The sequence below is a fragment of the Azospirillum formosense genome, assembly GCF_013340925.1.
In the GTDB taxonomy this organism is placed as follows: Bacteria; Pseudomonadota; Alphaproteobacteria; order Azospirillales; family Azospirillaceae; genus Azospirillum; species Azospirillum formosense.
In genome coordinates, this window is record NZ_WHOR01000031.1 from 19,304 (window position 1) to 33,561 (window position 14,258).

The following is a 14,258-nucleotide window of genomic DNA, read 5'->3' on the forward strand; positions in this document are numbered from 1 at the left end:
CGGACGTTCCGTTTTCAGCATCGTGAAATTGGATCGGGGCGATCAGGAATGACGACGGGCGGCGCGGTGCCGGACTTGGGGCGCTTCATCGCCATCGACTGGTCGGGCGCCGCCGGTAAGCGTTACGCCGGAGTGGCGGTGGCGGAATGCGGCGCCGAGGGGGCGCCCCGGATCGTCGCGCCCACCGATCGCCTGTGGTCGCGCTCCGCCGTGTTCGACTGGCTGCTGGACGGGCTGGGGCGCGGACCGGCGCTGGTCGGGATCGACTGCGCCTTCTCGCTGCCCTTCGACGTTGCCGGTCGCTACTTCCCCGACCCCGACGCGGCGACGGCCTTCGACCTGTGGGACCGGGTGGAGGCGGTGGCCGGGGCGGAGCCGGATTTCGCCGGGGGCGGCTTCGCGGCGCATCCGGACTATGGCGCCGATTTCTGGCGCGCCGGCACGCAGCCGGACTGGTACCGCGACCCGCACCGGCTGACCGAGCGGGTGTGCCGCGCCGATGGCTACGGCAGCCCGCAGAGCCCCTACAAGCTGATCGGCGCCAAGCAGGTGGGGAAGGGCGGACTGGCCGGAATGCGCATGCTGCGCGCGTTGAAGCAAGCGGCGCCGGACCGTGTGGCGGTCTGGCCCTTCGACGCGCCGGGGCCGGGGCGCACCGTCTTCTGCGAGATCTACCCGCGCCTGTTCCTGATCCGCGCCGGCTTCGGCCTGCGCAAGATCCGCGACGGGGCGGCGGTCGACGCCGCGCTGGCCGTCCTCGGCACGCCGCCCGCCGGTCTGTCCGGGGCGGTGACCGACCATGACGCGGACGCGCTGGTCTCCGCGGCGGGGCTGCGCTGGCTCGCCGGGCGGCGGGCGGTGTGGAGCCCCCCGGCCATGGACGCGCGGGCGCGGCGGCAGGAGGGCTGGATCTTCGGAGTGGGTGACCGGAATGCGGGGGTTTCCGCGCCCGGCGCGTGACAAACCGCCCTGTTTCTGGCTCTAATCCGCGCGGGATGCCCGTCGTCCCGTCCGTTCCGGAGGTTTCGTGATCGCATCACCGTCCACGCTCGCCGCGGTCGCCGTCGGCGGCGCCGTCGGTTCCATGGCGCGCTATCTGCTGATGACGGCGGTCGGTCACTGGCTGGGCACGCAGTTTCCCTACGGGACGCTGGTCGTGAACGCCCTCGGCTGCTTCACCATGGGCGCGCTGGCGGAGCTGGCCGCGCTGGTGTGGTCGCCCTCGCCGGAGCTGCGGGCGCTGCTGATGGTCGGGGTGCTGGGGGGATTCACGACCTTCTCCTCCTTCACGCTCGACGTCGGGCTGCTGGTGGAGCGGAACGCCCTGCCGGCGGCGGCGGGTTACATCCTGGCCTCGATGGTTCTGACCATCGCGGGTTTCTTTGCCGGCCTCGCGGTCGTGCGTTCTCTTGTTTCGGTGCCCGTTTAATGAGTGAGAACAAAACCCCCAGCGTGGAAACCCGGACCGTGACGTCCGACGAGGCCGACGTCCGCCTCGACCGCTGGTTCAAGCGCCATTTCCCCGACGTGGGGCACGGCTATCTGCAGAAGCTGCTGCGCACCGGCCAGATCCGCGTGGACGGCAAGCGGGCGGAAACCTCGACCCGGCTCGCCGCCGGCCAGTCCATCCGCATCCCGCCGCTGGCCGACTGGGCCAAGCCGGAGGGCGCCGCCGCGGCCCCCGCGCCGAAGAAGCCAGCCATGTCGGACAAGGACATCGCCGCGCTCCAGGCGCTGGTCCTCTTCAAGGACGGCGACGTCATCGCGCTGAACAAGCCGGCGGGTCTGGCCGTGCAGGGCGGCACCAACACCACCAAGCATCTCGACGCCATGCTGGACGCCCTGCGCTTCGACGCGAAGGAGCGGCCCAAGCTGGTCCACCGGCTGGACAAGGACACCTCGGGCGTCCTGCTGCTGGCGCGCAACACCTTTGCGGCGTCCAAGCTGACCGAGCAGTTCCGCGGCCGCGACGTGCGCAAGATCTACTGGGCCGCCACGGTCGGCGTGCCGAAGCCCTACCAGGGCAAGATCGACCTCGCGCTGGCCAAGGAGGGCGGGCCGCAGGGCGAGCGGGTGGCCGGCGACGAGGACGACGGCAAGCGCGCCGTCACCTATTACTCGGTGCTGGAAAACCTGGGCAAGCAGGCGGCCTTCGTCGCCATGTGGCCGCGCACCGGCCGCACCCACCAGCTCCGCGTCCACATGAACGCCATCGGCACGCCGATCCTGGGCGACGGCAAGTACGCCGGGCAGGGGGCCTATCTGCCGGGCGCCGAGGTCCAGAAGAAGCTGCATCTGCACGCCCGCCGCCTGATCCTGCCGCACCCGCGCGGCGGCAACCGGATGATCGACGTGACGGCGCCGCTGCCGGACCACATGCTGACGACCTGGAAGTATCTGGGCTTCAGCGCCAGCCTGAAGGGCGATCCGTTCGAGGGGGTCGAGTAAGGCGGGGGTCTCACCCCGCCTCGCGCCCCTCAAGAAACGCCGTCAGCTGCTCCGCCGCCTGCCCGACATGCTCGGTGACCAGCCGGCAGGCCGTATCCGCGTCTCCGGCCCGGCAGGCCGCCAGCAGCGCGCGGTGCTCGTCCTGCGACCGCGGCCGATAGCCCAGCGCCGCGAACTGGAAGCGCAGATAGCGGTCGGCGGCCAGCAGATGCTGCTCCGTCAGCGCCAGCAGCCGGGGCCGCCCGGCCCGCGCGTAGAGCGTCATGTGGAAGCGCCGGTTCAGCTCCCCCATGCGGCCCGGATCGGCTTCGCCATCCATCTCAGCGATCAGTTCCTCCGCCTGATCGAGGTCCGCCGGCGTCAGGCCGGGCAGCGACAGGCGCAGCGCCATCGGCTCCAGCGCCATGCGGATCGCCCCGATGTCGGCGCCGTCCGCCGCCGAGATTTCCGCGACGACCGCCCCGCGGTGCGGGTGGAACTCGGCCAGCGCCCGCGCTTCCAACTGGCGCAGCGCCTCGCGCACCGGCATCCGGCTGACCCCGAAGGTTTCCGCCAGTTCCTCCTGCCGCAGGGGCGTGCCCGGCGCGATGACTCCGGTCAGGATCGCCTCGCGCAGCGTCGCCTCCACGAACTCCGTGGTGGTGCGGTGGCGCGGCCGCGCGCGCGCCACGAGGCGCGACAGCCCGTCGTTGACCGCCATGCGTGATCTCCCCTTGCCAGGATATTGGATCCAATCTATCACCTTCCCCATCGTTCCGCACCCCTGACGGAGGGTTTCGCGTCATGTCCTCTTCCGACACCGTCCCGGCGACGGGCCTTTCGACGGGGCTTTCCCTGCGCGCGGTCGGCGCCGGCCTGCTGGCGGCGCTGGTCGGCTATGCCAGTTCGGTGGCCGTGGTCATCCATGGCCTGACCGCCGTGGGCGCCAGCACGGAACAGGTGGTGTCGGGCCTCGTCCTGGTCGGCCTCGCCATGGGGCTGACGGCGATGGGGCTCAGCCTGCACCGGCGCAAGCCGATCAGCGTCGCCTGGACGACGCCGGGCATGGCCCTGCTCGCCGCCACCGGGGCGGTGGAGGGTGGATTCGCCGCCGCGGTGGGCGCCTTCGTGGTGACCGGGGTGCTGATCGTCCTGGCCGGGCTGTGGGCGCCGCTCGGCCGCTGGATCGCCGCGATTCCCAAGCCGCTGGCCAATGGCATGCTGGCGGGCATCCTCCTGAAGCTGTGCCTCGCCCCCTTCCTGGCGGTGTCGCAGGCGCCGGGGATGGCGCTGCTGGTGCTGGCGACCTGGGCGGTGGTGGGGCGGGTGGCGCGGCTCTACGCCGTGCCCGCCGCGGTGGCGGTGGCGCTGGGGGCGATGGCCCTGGACGCTTCCGGCGGTTTGGCCGGCGGGACGGCGCTGTCCGGCGCGCTGTGGCCGGGCGTGACCTTCGTCCAGCCGGTGTTCACCTGGGAGGCGATGGTCGGCATCGCCCTGCCGCTGTTCGTCGTCACCATGGCGTCGCAGAACATCCCCGGCCTTGCCGTTCTGGCAACCTACAACTACGCTCCGCCGACCCGCCCGATCTTCCTGGCGACGGGGGCGGCCTCCGCCCTGACGGCGCTGGGCGGCGCGCCGACCGTCAACCTCGCGGCGATCACCGCGGCCCTCTGCGCCAGCCCGGACGCCGACCCCAACCCGGCGCGGCGCTGGCAGGCCGCCTTCGTCGGCGGCGTCGGCTATATCCTGTTCGCCGGGCTGGCCGGGGTGACGGCGGTGATGGTCACCCGTCCCCCGCCGATCCTGATCGAGGCGGTGGCCGGGCTGGCCCTGGTCGGGGCCTTCGGCGCCGCCCTGATGGGCGCCGTGCAGGTGGAGGCGAACCGCACCGCCGCCCTGGTCACCATGCTGGTCACCGCCTCCGGCCTGTCCTTCGCCGGGGTGGGCTCGGCCTTCTGGGGCCTGCTGCTGGGCGGGGCGGTTCACCTGCTCCATTGGCGCCCCTCGGTGTCGCAGTCGGCAAAGTGAGTTGCGCTTTCCCGACGCGGCCCGCATAAGTCCGGTACGACCCGCGTCCCGGAGACGATGCCCGTGAGCAGCTCAGAGAACGCCCGTCCCCTGCGGCTGGCCCTGTTCGATTGCGACGGCACGCTGGTGGACAGCCAGTTCGCCATCATCGACGCCATGACCACCGCCTGGGCGGCCCACGGGTTGGGCGAGCCGGACCCGCTGGAGGTGCGCCGCATGGTCGGGCTGCCGCTGGTGCAGGCGGTATCGCAACTGCTGCCGCACCTGGACACCGACCGCCATGTGGCCGTCGCGGAAAGCTACAAGGACGCCTTCGCGGTGTTGCGCCACCGCGGCGACCTGCACGAGCCGCTGTTCCCCGGCCTGCGCGACACGCTGGACGCGCTGGAGGCCGAGGGCGTTCTGCTCGGCGTGGCGACCGGCAAGTCGCGGCGCGGGCTGGACGCCGTGCTGGCCCATCACGGGCTGACCGAGCGTTTCGTCACGCTCCAGACCAGCGACATCGGCCCCGGCAAGCCGCACCCCGACATGGTCTACCGCGCCCTGGCCGAAACCGGGGTGGAGGCGGCGCGCACGGTTGTGATCGGCGACACCACCTACGACATTCAGATGGCCCGCAACGCGCGGGTCGCGTCGGTCGGCGTCTCCTGGGGCTATCACGCGGTGGCCGAACTGGAGGGTGCCGGGGCCGACCGCATCGTCCATCGCGGGCGTGAGGTGGCCGGCGCCGTGCTGGACCTGTTGCACCGATAAGAGAGCATTCGAAGGACCCTGATGAAGCGCTTCTACAAGACCGCCTCCGTCGACGAGGCCGCCGGCGGCGGCTTCGAGGTGCGCCTGGACAACCGCCCGATCCGCAGCCCGGCCAAGGCGCCGCTGGTCTTCGCGAGCTGGTCGCTGGCCCAGGCCGTCGCCGCCGAATGGGACGCGCAGCCCGAGGACATCGCCCCGGACAGCATGCCGCTGATGCAACTCGCCAGCACGGCGGTCGACCTGATCGGCAAGGGCCGGGCCGCCATCGTGGACGGCGTGGCCGCCTATGCGGAGACGGACCTCCTCTGTTACCGCGCGGAGCATCCCCGGAACCTGGTGGAGCGGCAGGCGCAGCGGTGGCAGCCGCTGCTCGACTGGGCGACGCTGCGCTACGACGCGCCGCTGCACGTCAACGCCGGTCTGATGCCCAAGCCGCAGCCGCCCGAGGCGTTGCGCGCCCTGCGCAACGCGGTGGAGGCCTACGACGACTGGACGCTGTCGGCGCTCCAGACCGCCACCGGTTCCTGCGGCTCGCTGATCGTCGCGCTGGCGCTGGTCGAGGGACGGATCGACGCCGAGGAGGCGTTCGAGGTGTCGCAGCTCGACGAGACCTTCCAGATCGAAGCCTGGGGCGAGGACCCGGAGGCGACCAAGCGCCGCGCCGCCCTGCGCGTGGACATCGCCGCCTGCCGCCGCTTCGTCGATCTGCTGCGGGCGTGATCATCCGTCGGGTGAGGACGGAATAAAGCGCCGCGGCGGGCGTCCTGTCAGTGAGGGCCGGGTTCGATTGCCCGCCCCGTCACGACAGGGAGGTTCCGTCCATGCACCGCTTCACCCGCTTTACCGCCGCCGCGGCGATCGCGCTGGCGCTCGGCCTCGCGGCGCCGTCCGCCTTTGCGCCCTCGGCTTTCGCTCAGGGCGCCATGCCGGCCAAGACCGGCCAGTCGGCCGGCGGCCCCGTGCTGACCGACAGCAAGGGCATGACGCTCTACGTCTTCGACCGCGATTCGGGCGGCAAGTCCGCCTGCAACGGCCAATGCGCCACCAACTGGCCGCCGCTGATGGCCCCGGCGGGCGCCAAGGCGATGGGCGACTATTCGGTCGTCACCCGCGACGACGGTTCCATGCAGTGGGCCTACAAGGGCAAGCCGCTCTACGGCTGGGCCAAGGACGGCAAGCCGGGCGACACCACCGGCGACGGCGTCAACAACGTCTGGCACGTCGCGCGTCCGTAAGCACGACTCCGAACAGGAAAAAGCCCCCGCGGCGCTGGGCCGCGGGGGCTTTTCGTGACCGGACCGACGCTTACTGGCCGGTGCCCGACGGAGCGGCCGGCGGGGTGCCGGTGGCGCCGCCCGGGGCCGTCATGGTGCCGGAGGTGCCGGTGGAGGAGCGGCTCGCCGCGCCGTTCACCGTGTCACCGGCCTTGTCCTTGTTGCGGTTCAGCGAGGTGGTGGTGTCGGAGTATTCGAACTCCGGCATCTCCTTCACCTGGTCGCGGGTCATGCCCGAGAGCTGAACGCGCTCCTGCTGGGCGTCCCAGTTGGCCTTGCCGATGTCCACGGCAATCTGCTTCTCGCCGATCCCGAGGAAGCCGCCCGAGGAGATCACGAGCTGCTGGGCCTTGCCGTTGCTGTCGAGGATGATGTCCTCGACCTCACCGACCTTCTCGTTGTCGGTGCCATAGACGTTCTTGCCCATCATGGTCTCGGCGCTGGCCATCTGGCCGCCGGTCAGGTCGGAGGCGCTGCCGGTCGCGGCGCTGCCGGTCGTGGCATTACCCGGGGCGCTGCTGCTCTTGTTCATCTCGGTCGCGGTCGGGGCGCCGGTGGTGGGGCTGCCGGTGGTCGGCGACGTGGTCTGCGCCATCGCCGTGCCGGTCATCAGCGCCAGGACGGACGCAGCCGCGATGATTTCCCTACGCATAACTCACTCCTCTCCGTGTTTCGGCGTTTCTGTCGAGTGCCTTGGTTTGTCTCGGTAAGGCAGAACGACAACAGGGGCTCGGGGGGAATGGTCACGCGGAAAATCGAAAAAATCTTTTGGCTAGTCCGTGCAAGTTTCCGGAATAAAAGTGACGAAGAACTCAGAAGCTTGCCCAGACTGGCTTTGCCGGCGTGACTGTGGCCTCTCCGGCTGTCAAGACCAATCCGTCTTGCCCCGCACGGATGAGGTCTTCCAGCCGCAACAAGGCGAGCGCCGCCGAGCCATGGCCGCTGCGGATCTCGCCGACCTCCTTGCCGTCCAGCGTCACCGGCGTGCCGGGGGCGGGCAGGGGGCCGTCCAGCGTCACCGGGAACAGCTTCTTCCTGATCAGGGCGCGGTACTTGGTGCGGGCGGTCAGCTCCTGCCCCATGTAGCAGCCCTTGTCCCAGGAGATGGCGTTGAGGTCGTCCAGATCGTTCTCCAGGGGCAGCGCCTTGTCCGGCGTGAGGTCCCGGCTGCCCTCCGGAACACCGAGCGAAAGGCGCAGCCGGTCGTAGTCCTCCGCGCCGCGCGGCGCGAAACCCGCGGCCTCCAGCGCCGCCGCGATGCCGTCGCGCGGCAGGAAGGCGCGCGCGCCCAGCGCCGGCAGGCGTGGGTCGGTGAAGGCGACGCCGCCCGCGAAGGGAATGGCCGCACCGGCGTCCTCCGGCAGGCCCAGCCGGGCGAGGGCGTCGCCGCCGAACAGGACGACGGCCAGCAGGGAACCGGCGCGGTCCTCCAGCGTGATCTTGGAGCGCAGCTTGTACATCTTCAGCCGGCGCAGGAACTCCTCGCGCCGGTCCGTCTCGGGGTCGAGCAGAAGGGCGCCATCCGATTCGGCGATGCGGAAATCGTGCAGGAACTTGCCCTGAGGGGTCAGGAACAGGGCATAGACGGCGCGGTCCGCCGCGACGCGGCGCACGTCGTTGGACACCAGCCCTTGCAGGAAGGCCGCCCGGTCCTCGCCCGCGACCGCGATGACGCCCCGGTCCTCCAGGATCGCGTAGCCCGCCTGTTCCGCCGTCATGCCCTTGCTCCGATTGTCCCGTTCAAGTCCCCGATAGTTGGGCGAAGGGGGCAGGGGAGGCAAGGGTGGCGAGGTTTGTGCCCTTGCATGGCGCGTCCGCCTTTTCCGCGGACGCGCCACGGTGCAAGCCGTGGTCGATGGACCTAAGGACGGGCCGTCAGGCCGCCGGAGGTTCGATCCGCAAGACCTGCACCGACTTGGTGCGGCCGTCGAGCGTGCCGTAGGCGATGGATTGCCCCTCGGACAGGCCGAGCAGGGCGGCGCCCACCGGTGTCAGGATCGAGATGCCGTCCTGGCGCCGGGCCGCTTCGTCCGGTGTGATGAGTGTGGCGGTGTGCCGCGTGCCCCGGTCGTCCGCGAAGGTGACCCGGCTGCCGAGCCGGACGAAGGGCGTGCCGCCGCCGTCGGGGGAATCCGCGACATCGGCGCGGTCGACCTCGCGCTGGAGGAAGTCGATGACGCCGGCGGGCTGGCTGAGATGGGCGAGAAGGACGTCGAGACGCCCGAGGTCATGAGGGGTGATTCGGATCGGCGGCGGATCGCCGAGCATCGACTTGCGGTTCATTCCAAAAGCTCCATAAGCAAAGGCCGCCGGAAATGGCGGCCCTTTCCATAGCTGATGACGACGGCGGCCTCTTGTCAACCGTGCGGCGGCGTGGCATCTGTCCGTGTGCGAAGCAACTGCTGAATTGTTGGGTCATTTGCCGCTTTGTTGGGCTGCGACAGGCGCCCGAAACGGGGCGAATGACCGCAGGCTGGGCAACCGCTTCCCCTGTTGACGGCGAACAGCCTTGACGGGCAAGACTCTCCGAAAGTGGCATGGCTTTGGCAATGCCCTGCCGACTTCACCCCTACCCGGTCCGTCTCCTTGGATTCCCCATCCGTGTCATCCCCTCCGCACCGGCTCGAACTGCGCGGCATCACCAAGCGCTTTCCGGGCTGTCTGGCGAACGATCAGGTCGATCTCGTCCTCCGGCCGGGCGAGATCCACGCGCTGCTGGGCGAGAACGGCGCCGGCAAGTCGACGCTTGTGAAGATCATCTACGGCGTGCTGCACGCCGACGCCGGCCGGATCCTGTGGAACGGGCAGGACACCCACATTCCCGACCCGGCGGGGGCCCGCCGGCTGGGCATCGGGATGGTGTTCCAGCATTTCTCCCTGTTCGACACGCTGACGGTCGCCGAGAACATCTCGCTCGGCCTCGACCAGCCCGGCCCGATGGACGCGCTGTCGGCGCGCATCGCCGAGGTGTCGGAGCGCTACGGCCTGTCGCTGGACCCGCGCCGCCACGTCCACAATCTGTCGGTCGGCGAGCGGCAGCGGGTGGAGATCGTGCGTTGCCTGCTCCAGGACCCCAAGCTGCTGATCATGGACGAGCCGACCTCGGTCCTGACGCCGCAGGAGGCGACCCGCCTGTTCGAGACTCTGCGCCGTCTGGCGGCGGAGGGCTGCACCATCCTCTACATCAGCCACAAGCTGGAGGAGATCCGCGCGCTCTGCGACACCGCCACCGTGCTGCGCGGCGGGCGCGTGGTCGGAAGCTGCGACCCGCGCAGGGAAACCGCGCGCAGCCTCGCCGAGATGATGATCGGGACTGAGCTGTCGACCCCGGAGCGGTTGCCGCAGGGCGAGGCCGGGGCGGCGAAGCTGCAGGTGCGCCATCTCTCCACCACCTCGGACAACCCCTTCGCCACCAACCTGAAAGACGTGTCGTTCGAGGTGCGGGCCGGCGAGATCCTCGGCATCGCCGGTGTCGCCGGCAACGGGCAGGCGGAGCTGATGGCCGCGCTGAGCGGCGAGGCGCTGGTGCCCGACCCGGCCTCGGTCGCCATCGAGGGGCGGCCCGCCGGGCATCTCGGCCCGCGCGAGCGGCGCCTGCTCGGCCTCGCCTTCGTGCCGGAGGAGCGGCTGGGCCGCGGCGCCGTCCCGGAATTGAGCCTGTCGGAGAACGCGCTGCTGTCCGGCTACGCCCGCGAGCCGCTGGTGCGCAGCGGGCTGGTGCATTTCGGGCGGGCGCGTTCCTACGCCGAGCGGATCATCGGCGCCTTCAACGTGGTCACCCACGGCCACCGGGCGGAGGCGCGGTCGCTGTCGGGCGGCAACCTCCAGAAATTCATCATCGGCCGCGAGATTCTGCAGAAGCCGCGCCTTCTGGTGGTCGGCCAGCCGACCTGGGGCGTGGACGCGGGTGCCGCGGCGGCGATCCACCGGGCGCTGATCGACCTCGCGCGGTCGGGAGCCGCCGTCCTGGTGATCAGCCAGGATCTGGACGAGCTGTTCGTGCTGAGCGACCGCATCGCCGTGCTGTTCCACGGGCATTTGTCAGAAAGCCGCCCCACCCACCACACCAGCGTGGAGGAGATCGGCCTGCTGATGGGCGGGCTGTTCAACCACCCGCCCGACGAGGATGAGGAGTGATGGGACCGACGCTTCATACCCTCTCCCCTCAGGGGAGAGGGGAGGGTGAGGGGGATGCCCTTCTGCCGGACGCCGCGCCCTGCGCAACCCCCTCACCCCAACCCTCTCCCCAGGGGGGAGAGGGGGCAATCCTCGGTAAGGCACGGGCATGACCCTCCTCCGTCTCGAACCCCGCGGCGAGGCGTCGCGCGCGATGGTCTACGCCACGCCGCTGCTGGCGGTCGCGCTCACGCTCGTCAGCGGCTTCCTGCTGTTCTGGGCCATGGGCTTCGACCCGGTGAAGGCGCTGCACGCCTTCTTCATCGCGCCGCTGCTGTCGCTGCGCGGCCTCGGTGAGTTGGCGGTCAAGGCGACCCCCTTGGTGCTCTGCGCCATCGGCCTCGCCATCGGCTTCCGCGCCAACGTCTGGAACATCGGGGCCGAGGGGCAGCTCACGCTCGGCGCCATCACCGGCGGCGGTCTGGCGCTGGCCTTCTACGGCGAGGGCGGCTGGTGGCTGCTGCCGCTGATGATCGTCGCGGGCATGGCCGGCGGCGCCTTGTGGGCGGCGATCCCCGCCTTCCTGCGGGTGCGCTTCAACGCCAGCGAGATCCTGACCAGCCTGATGCTGAACTACGTGGCGCTGCATCTGCTGAACTACCTGATGCATGGTCCCTACCGTGACCCGGACGGCTTCGCGTTCCCGGAATCCCGCCTGTTCGAGGCCGACGCGGTGATGCCGCTGCTGGTCGCCGGAACGCGCGTCCATCTGGGATCGCTGTTCGCCCTGCTGGCGGTGGCGGCGGGCTGGTTCCTGATGGCGCGGACCTTCATCGGATTCCAGATCAAGGTCATCGGCCTGACCCCGACGGCGGCGGGCTATGCCGGATTCAACCAAAGGAAGATCATCTGGCTGACGCTCCTGCTGTCCGGCGCGCTGGCCGGTCTGGCGGGGCTGGGCGAGGTCGCCGGGCCGATCGGCCAGATGAACCCGACCATCTCCCCCGGCTACGGCTACACCGCCATCATCGTCGCCTTCCTGGGGCGCCTGCACCCGGTGGGCATCCTGCTGGCCGGCTTCCTGATGGCGCTGTCCTTCATCGGCGGCGAGGCGGCGCAGATCGCGCTGGGCCTGCCCAAGGCCATCACGGGCGTGTTCCAGGGCATGCTGCTGTTCTTCCTGTTGGCGACCGACGTGCTGATCCGCTACCGCGTGCGCTTCGGCGCAAAGCGGGCTGTCGTCGGGAGGGCCGCGGCATGAGCGCCGAACTGGCCCTTCTCGGCCCGATCCTGGCGGCCATGCTGGCCGCCGCCACGCCGCTGCTGTTCGCCGCCCTCGGCGAACTGGTGGTGGAAAAGTCCGGCGTCCTGAATCTGGGCGTCGAGGGCATGATGCTGGTCGGTGCGGTCTGCGGCTTCGCCGTGGCGGTGCAGACCGGCAGCTCGACGCTGGGCTTCGTCGCCGGTGCGGCGGCCGGGGCGGGCATGGCGGCGCTGTTCGGCGTGCTGACCCTGCTCCTGCTCGCCAACCAGGTGGCGACCGGTCTGGCGCTGACGCTGTTCGGCGTCGGCCTGTCGGCGCTGATCGGGCAGGGCTTCGTCGGCATCCCCATCGCCGACGTGCCGGAACTCTACATCCCCGGCCTGACCGACCTGCCGGTGATCGGCAAGGCGCTGTTCGGGCAGGACGCGCTGGTCTATCTGGCGCTGGCGGCGGTGCCGGCCGTGCACTGGTTCCTCTACGCGACGCGCAAGGGGCTGATCCTGCGCGCGGTGGGCGAGAACCACGCGGCGGCCCACGCGCTCGGCTACAAGGTCATCCGCATCCGCTTCCTCGCCGTTCTGTTCGGCGGCGCGATGAGCGGCATGGCCGGGGCCTTTCTCTCGCTCGACTACACCCCGATGTGGGCGGAGGGCATCTCCTCCGGGCGCGGCTGGATCGCGCTGGCGCTGGTGGTCTTCGCCACCTGGAAGCCGGGCCGCGTGCTGCTCGGCGCGTGGCTGTTCGGTGGGGTGACCATCGCGCAGCTCCACGTCCAGGGGCTGGGAATTGACATTCCGTCACAACTCTTGTCGATGCTGCCTTATCTGGCTACCGTCATCGTCCTGGTGGTGATTTCACGCGATGTCGCTCGGATCCGGCTGAACGCGCCGGCCAGCCTTGGGAAGGTTTTCCATCCGGATGCCTGACGGGTCGATGCCTGACGGGCTCCGGGATGTTTGCAAGTCTTACGTTCGTGCTCAATCAATTGGATCAGGGAGCAAACACGTGAACAGAAGGACCATGGGCAAGGCCCTGATGGGTCTGGCCACCGGCGCCGCCATGCTGGCGCTGGGCGTCGGCGCGGCCGACGCGCAGGAGAAGATGAAGGTCGGCTTCGTCTATGTCGGTCCCATCAGCGACCACGGCTACAGCTACCAGCACGACCAGGGCCGTCTGGCCGTGGAGAAGGAGCTGGGCGACAAGGTCACCACCACCTTCGTCGAGAACGTGCCCGAGGGCGCCGACGCCGAGCGCGTGATCGAGCAGCTGGCGTCCTCCGGCCACAAGCTGATCTTCACGACCTCCTTCGGCTTCATGAACCCGACGCTGAAGGTCGCGCAGCGCCATCCCGACGTGAAGTTCGAGCACGCCACCGGCTACAAGCGCTCGGCCAACGTCGCCACCTACTCCGCGCGCTTCTACGAGGCCCGCACGGTCATCGGCCAGATCGCCGGCAAGATGACCAAGTCGAACATCATCGGCTACATCGGCTCCTTCCCGATCCCCGAGGTCGTCAGCGGCATCAATGCCTTCACCATCGCCATGCGCGAGGTGAACCCGAAGGCCGAGGTGCGCGTCGTCTGGGTGAACAGCTGGTACGACCCCGGCAAGGAAGCCGAGGCCGCCAAGGCCCTGATCGACCAGGGCGCCGACGTGATCTCGCTGCACACCGACAGCCCGGCGGCCATCCAGGTCGCGCAGGAGCGCGGCCTGTGGGTGTTCGGCCAGTCGTCGGACATGACCCGCTTCGGCCCGAAGGCGCACCTGACCGCCATCGTGGACGACTGGCGCGAGTATTACGTGAATCGCGTCAAGGCGGCTCTGGACGGTTCCTGGAAGTCGCAGGACACCTGGGGCGGCTTCAAGGACCACATGCTGTTCCTGGCCCCGTACAACCCGGCGATTCCGGCGGACGTGGTCGCGGCGGCTGAGAAGACGCGCACCGACATCATGGAAGGCAAGCGCCACTCCTTCCAGGGCCCGGTGAAGGACCAGTCCGGCAAGGTCGTGATCGCCGAGGGCAAGCAGGCCACCGACGAGCAGATCCTGAAGATGGACTGGTACGTCGAGGGTGTGCAGGGTAAGGTTCCGAAGTAAGCCGGAACCGGTCGCCAAGTCAGGAAAAGGGGAGGCTGCGGCCTCCCTTTTTTGTTGCCCGCTTGCTTTGCCGGCTTGTCTTCAGCCCGGCTGGCGGCCCAGCGCGGCCCAGCCGGCGGGGGCGAGGCGCATGACCTCCGGCCCGCTGCCGGCGGGATTGGGCTCCATCGTCACCAGCTCCCGGTTCTCGAACCAGACCCAGCGGGGAACCTCCGCCGCGGTGGGCACCCAGCCCTCGGCCATCCTTTCCAGCACCGCCAGATCGGCGGCGGCGATGGGGAATTTCGGCTTCGCCGGGG

The 14,258-nt window shown here is 70.1% G+C and carries 15 protein-coding genes and 1 pseudogene; 11 read left to right on the forward strand and 5 right to left on the reverse strand.

Annotated features, from left to right (window positions below; genetic code table 11):
- Positions 1-48: 48 nt before the first annotated feature.
- From GBZ26_RS06660 to GBZ26_RS06670, 3 genes are all read left to right on the forward strand, one after another.
- Positions 49-960, forward strand: coding sequence for a hypothetical protein (locus tag GBZ26_RS06660; RefSeq protein WP_174438160.1), 912 nt, complete (start codon positions 49-51; stop codon positions 958-960).
- Between the two features lie 67 nt (positions 961-1,027).
- Complete coding sequence (crcB, locus tag GBZ26_RS06665) at positions 1,028-1,429, forward strand: fluoride efflux transporter CrcB (RefSeq protein WP_145678276.1); 402 nt, start codon at positions 1,028-1,030, stop codon at positions 1,427-1,429.
- The gene (locus GBZ26_RS06670; RefSeq protein WP_035672869.1) at positions 1,429-2,448 is read left to right on the forward strand and encodes an RluA family pseudouridine synthase; all 1,020 of its coding nucleotides are present in this window, start codon (positions 1,429-1,431) and stop codon (positions 2,446-2,448) included. Before crcB ends, GBZ26_RS06670 begins: the two co-directional genes overlap by 1 nt.
- 10 nt (positions 2,449-2,458) lie before the next feature.
- On the opposite strand, the gene GBZ26_RS06675 is transcribed toward GBZ26_RS06670, so the two are convergent.
- On the reverse strand, positions 2,459-3,148 hold the full coding sequence (locus GBZ26_RS06675) for a GntR family transcriptional regulator (protein WP_174438161.1): 690 nt from the start codon (positions 3,146-3,148) through the stop codon (positions 2,459-2,461).
- 83 nt (positions 3,149-3,231) lie between these two features.
- On the opposite strand from GBZ26_RS06675, the gene GBZ26_RS06680 reads away from it, so the two are divergent.
- The 4 genes from GBZ26_RS06680 (at position 3,232) to GBZ26_RS06695 (ending at position 6,443) form a co-directional block, all read left to right on the forward strand.
- Entirely contained in the window at positions 3,232-4,455 is a 1,224-nt protein-coding gene (locus GBZ26_RS06680) for a benzoate/H(+) symporter BenE family transporter (RefSeq protein ID WP_174438162.1), read from the forward strand.
- A 57-nt stretch (positions 4,456-4,512) separates the two neighbouring features.
- Positions 4,513-5,208, forward strand: a complete 696-nt coding sequence (locus GBZ26_RS06685; RefSeq protein ID WP_174438163.1) for an HAD-IA family hydrolase — start codon at positions 4,513-4,515, stop codon at positions 5,206-5,208.
- Between the two features lie 21 nt (positions 5,209-5,229).
- Positions 5,230-5,928, forward strand: a complete 699-nt coding sequence (locus GBZ26_RS06690) for an ATP12 family chaperone protein (protein ID WP_174438164.1) — start codon at positions 5,230-5,232, stop codon at positions 5,926-5,928.
- A gap of 101 nt (positions 5,929-6,029) precedes the next feature.
- Positions 6,030-6,443 carry a COG4315 family predicted lipoprotein gene (locus GBZ26_RS06695; protein ID WP_174438165.1) on the forward strand — a complete coding sequence of 138 codons (414 nt, stop codon included), beginning with the start codon at positions 6,030-6,032 and terminating at the stop codon, positions 6,441-6,443.
- A 70-nt stretch (positions 6,444-6,513) separates the two neighbouring features.
- Here GBZ26_RS06695 and GBZ26_RS06700 read toward each other — a convergent pair whose 3' ends face one another.
- From GBZ26_RS06700 to GBZ26_RS06710, 3 genes are all read right to left on the reverse strand, one after another.
- A complete protein-coding gene (locus GBZ26_RS06700; protein WP_174438166.1) occupies positions 6,514-7,134 on the reverse strand; it encodes a PRC-barrel domain-containing protein in 621 nt (206 codons plus the stop codon).
- Between the two features lie 160 nt (positions 7,135-7,294).
- Complete coding sequence (gene ygfZ / locus GBZ26_RS06705) at positions 7,295-8,200, reverse strand: CAF17-like 4Fe-4S cluster assembly/insertion protein YgfZ (protein ID WP_174438167.1); 906 nt, start codon at positions 8,198-8,200, stop codon at positions 7,295-7,297.
- A gap of 157 nt (positions 8,201-8,357) precedes the next feature.
- On the reverse strand, positions 8,358-8,765 hold the full coding sequence (locus tag GBZ26_RS06710) for a GreA/GreB family elongation factor (protein ID WP_137140343.1): 408 nt from the start codon (positions 8,763-8,765) through the stop codon (positions 8,358-8,360).
- Positions 8,766-9,083: 318 nt separating this feature from the next.
- Between GBZ26_RS06710 and GBZ26_RS06715 the strand changes: the two genes are divergently transcribed.
- From GBZ26_RS06715 to GBZ26_RS06730, 4 genes are all read left to right on the forward strand, one after another.
- On the forward strand, positions 9,084-10,619 hold the full coding sequence (locus GBZ26_RS06715) for an ATP-binding cassette domain-containing protein (RefSeq protein WP_174438168.1): 1,536 nt from the start codon (positions 9,084-9,086) through the stop codon (positions 10,617-10,619).
- A gap of 148 nt (positions 10,620-10,767) precedes the next feature.
- Positions 10,768-11,859 carry an ABC transporter permease gene (locus GBZ26_RS06720; protein ID WP_174438169.1) on the forward strand — a complete coding sequence of 364 codons (1,092 nt, stop codon included), beginning with the start codon at positions 10,768-10,770 and terminating at the stop codon, positions 11,857-11,859.
- On the forward strand, positions 11,856-12,788 hold the full coding sequence (locus GBZ26_RS06725) for an ABC transporter permease (protein ID WP_174438170.1): 933 nt from the start codon (positions 11,856-11,858) through the stop codon (positions 12,786-12,788). The genes GBZ26_RS06720 and GBZ26_RS06725 overlap by 4 nt, the downstream gene beginning before the upstream one ends.
- 94 nt (positions 12,789-12,882) lie before the next feature.
- Positions 12,883-13,959 carry a BMP family ABC transporter substrate-binding protein gene (locus GBZ26_RS06730; RefSeq protein WP_174438172.1) on the forward strand — a complete coding sequence of 359 codons (1,077 nt, stop codon included), beginning with the start codon at positions 12,883-12,885 and terminating at the stop codon, positions 13,957-13,959.
- An 81-nt stretch (positions 13,960-14,040) separates the two neighbouring features.
- Here the strand turns inward: GBZ26_RS06730 and GBZ26_RS06735 are convergent.
- Positions 14,041-14,258: pseudogene (locus tag GBZ26_RS06735) on the reverse strand (hypothetical protein); the annotation flags it as partial.

Coding starts and splice junctions, on each gene's coding strand:
- GBZ26_RS06660 (WP_174438160.1), top strand. CDS start 49: ATGACGACGGGCGGCGCGGTGCCGGACTTGGGGCGCTTCATCGCCATC.
- GBZ26_RS06670 (WP_035672869.1), top strand. CDS start 1,429: ATGAGTGAGAACAAAACCCCCAGCGTGGAAACCCGGACCGTGACGTCC.
- GBZ26_RS06675 (WP_174438161.1), bottom strand. CDS start 3,148: ATGGCGGTCAACGACGGGCTGTCGCGCCTCGTGGCGCGCGCGCGGCCG.
- GBZ26_RS06680 (WP_174438162.1), top strand. CDS start 3,232: ATGTCCTCTTCCGACACCGTCCCGGCGACGGGCCTTTCGACGGGGCTT.
- GBZ26_RS06685 (WP_174438163.1), top strand. CDS start 4,513: ATGCCCGTGAGCAGCTCAGAGAACGCCCGTCCCCTGCGGCTGGCCCTG.
- GBZ26_RS06690 (WP_174438164.1), top strand. CDS start 5,230: ATGAAGCGCTTCTACAAGACCGCCTCCGTCGACGAGGCCGCCGGCGGC.
- GBZ26_RS06695 (WP_174438165.1), top strand. CDS start 6,030: ATGCACCGCTTCACCCGCTTTACCGCCGCCGCGGCGATCGCGCTGGCG.
- GBZ26_RS06700 (WP_174438166.1), bottom strand. CDS start 7,134: ATGCGTAGGGAAATCATCGCGGCTGCGTCCGTCCTGGCGCTGATGACC.
- ygfZ (WP_174438167.1), bottom strand. CDS start 8,200: ATGACGGCGGAACAGGCGGGCTACGCGATCCTGGAGGACCGGGGCGTC.
- GBZ26_RS06710 (WP_137140343.1), bottom strand. CDS start 8,765: ATGAACCGCAAGTCGATGCTCGGCGATCCGCCGCCGATCCGAATCACC.
- GBZ26_RS06720 (WP_174438169.1), top strand. CDS start 10,768: ATGACCCTCCTCCGTCTCGAACCCCGCGGCGAGGCGTCGCGCGCGATG.
- GBZ26_RS06725 (WP_174438170.1), top strand. CDS start 11,856: ATGAGCGCCGAACTGGCCCTTCTCGGCCCGATCCTGGCGGCCATGCTG.
- GBZ26_RS06730 (WP_174438172.1), top strand. CDS start 12,883: ATGGGCAAGGCCCTGATGGGTCTGGCCACCGGCGCCGCCATGCTGGCG.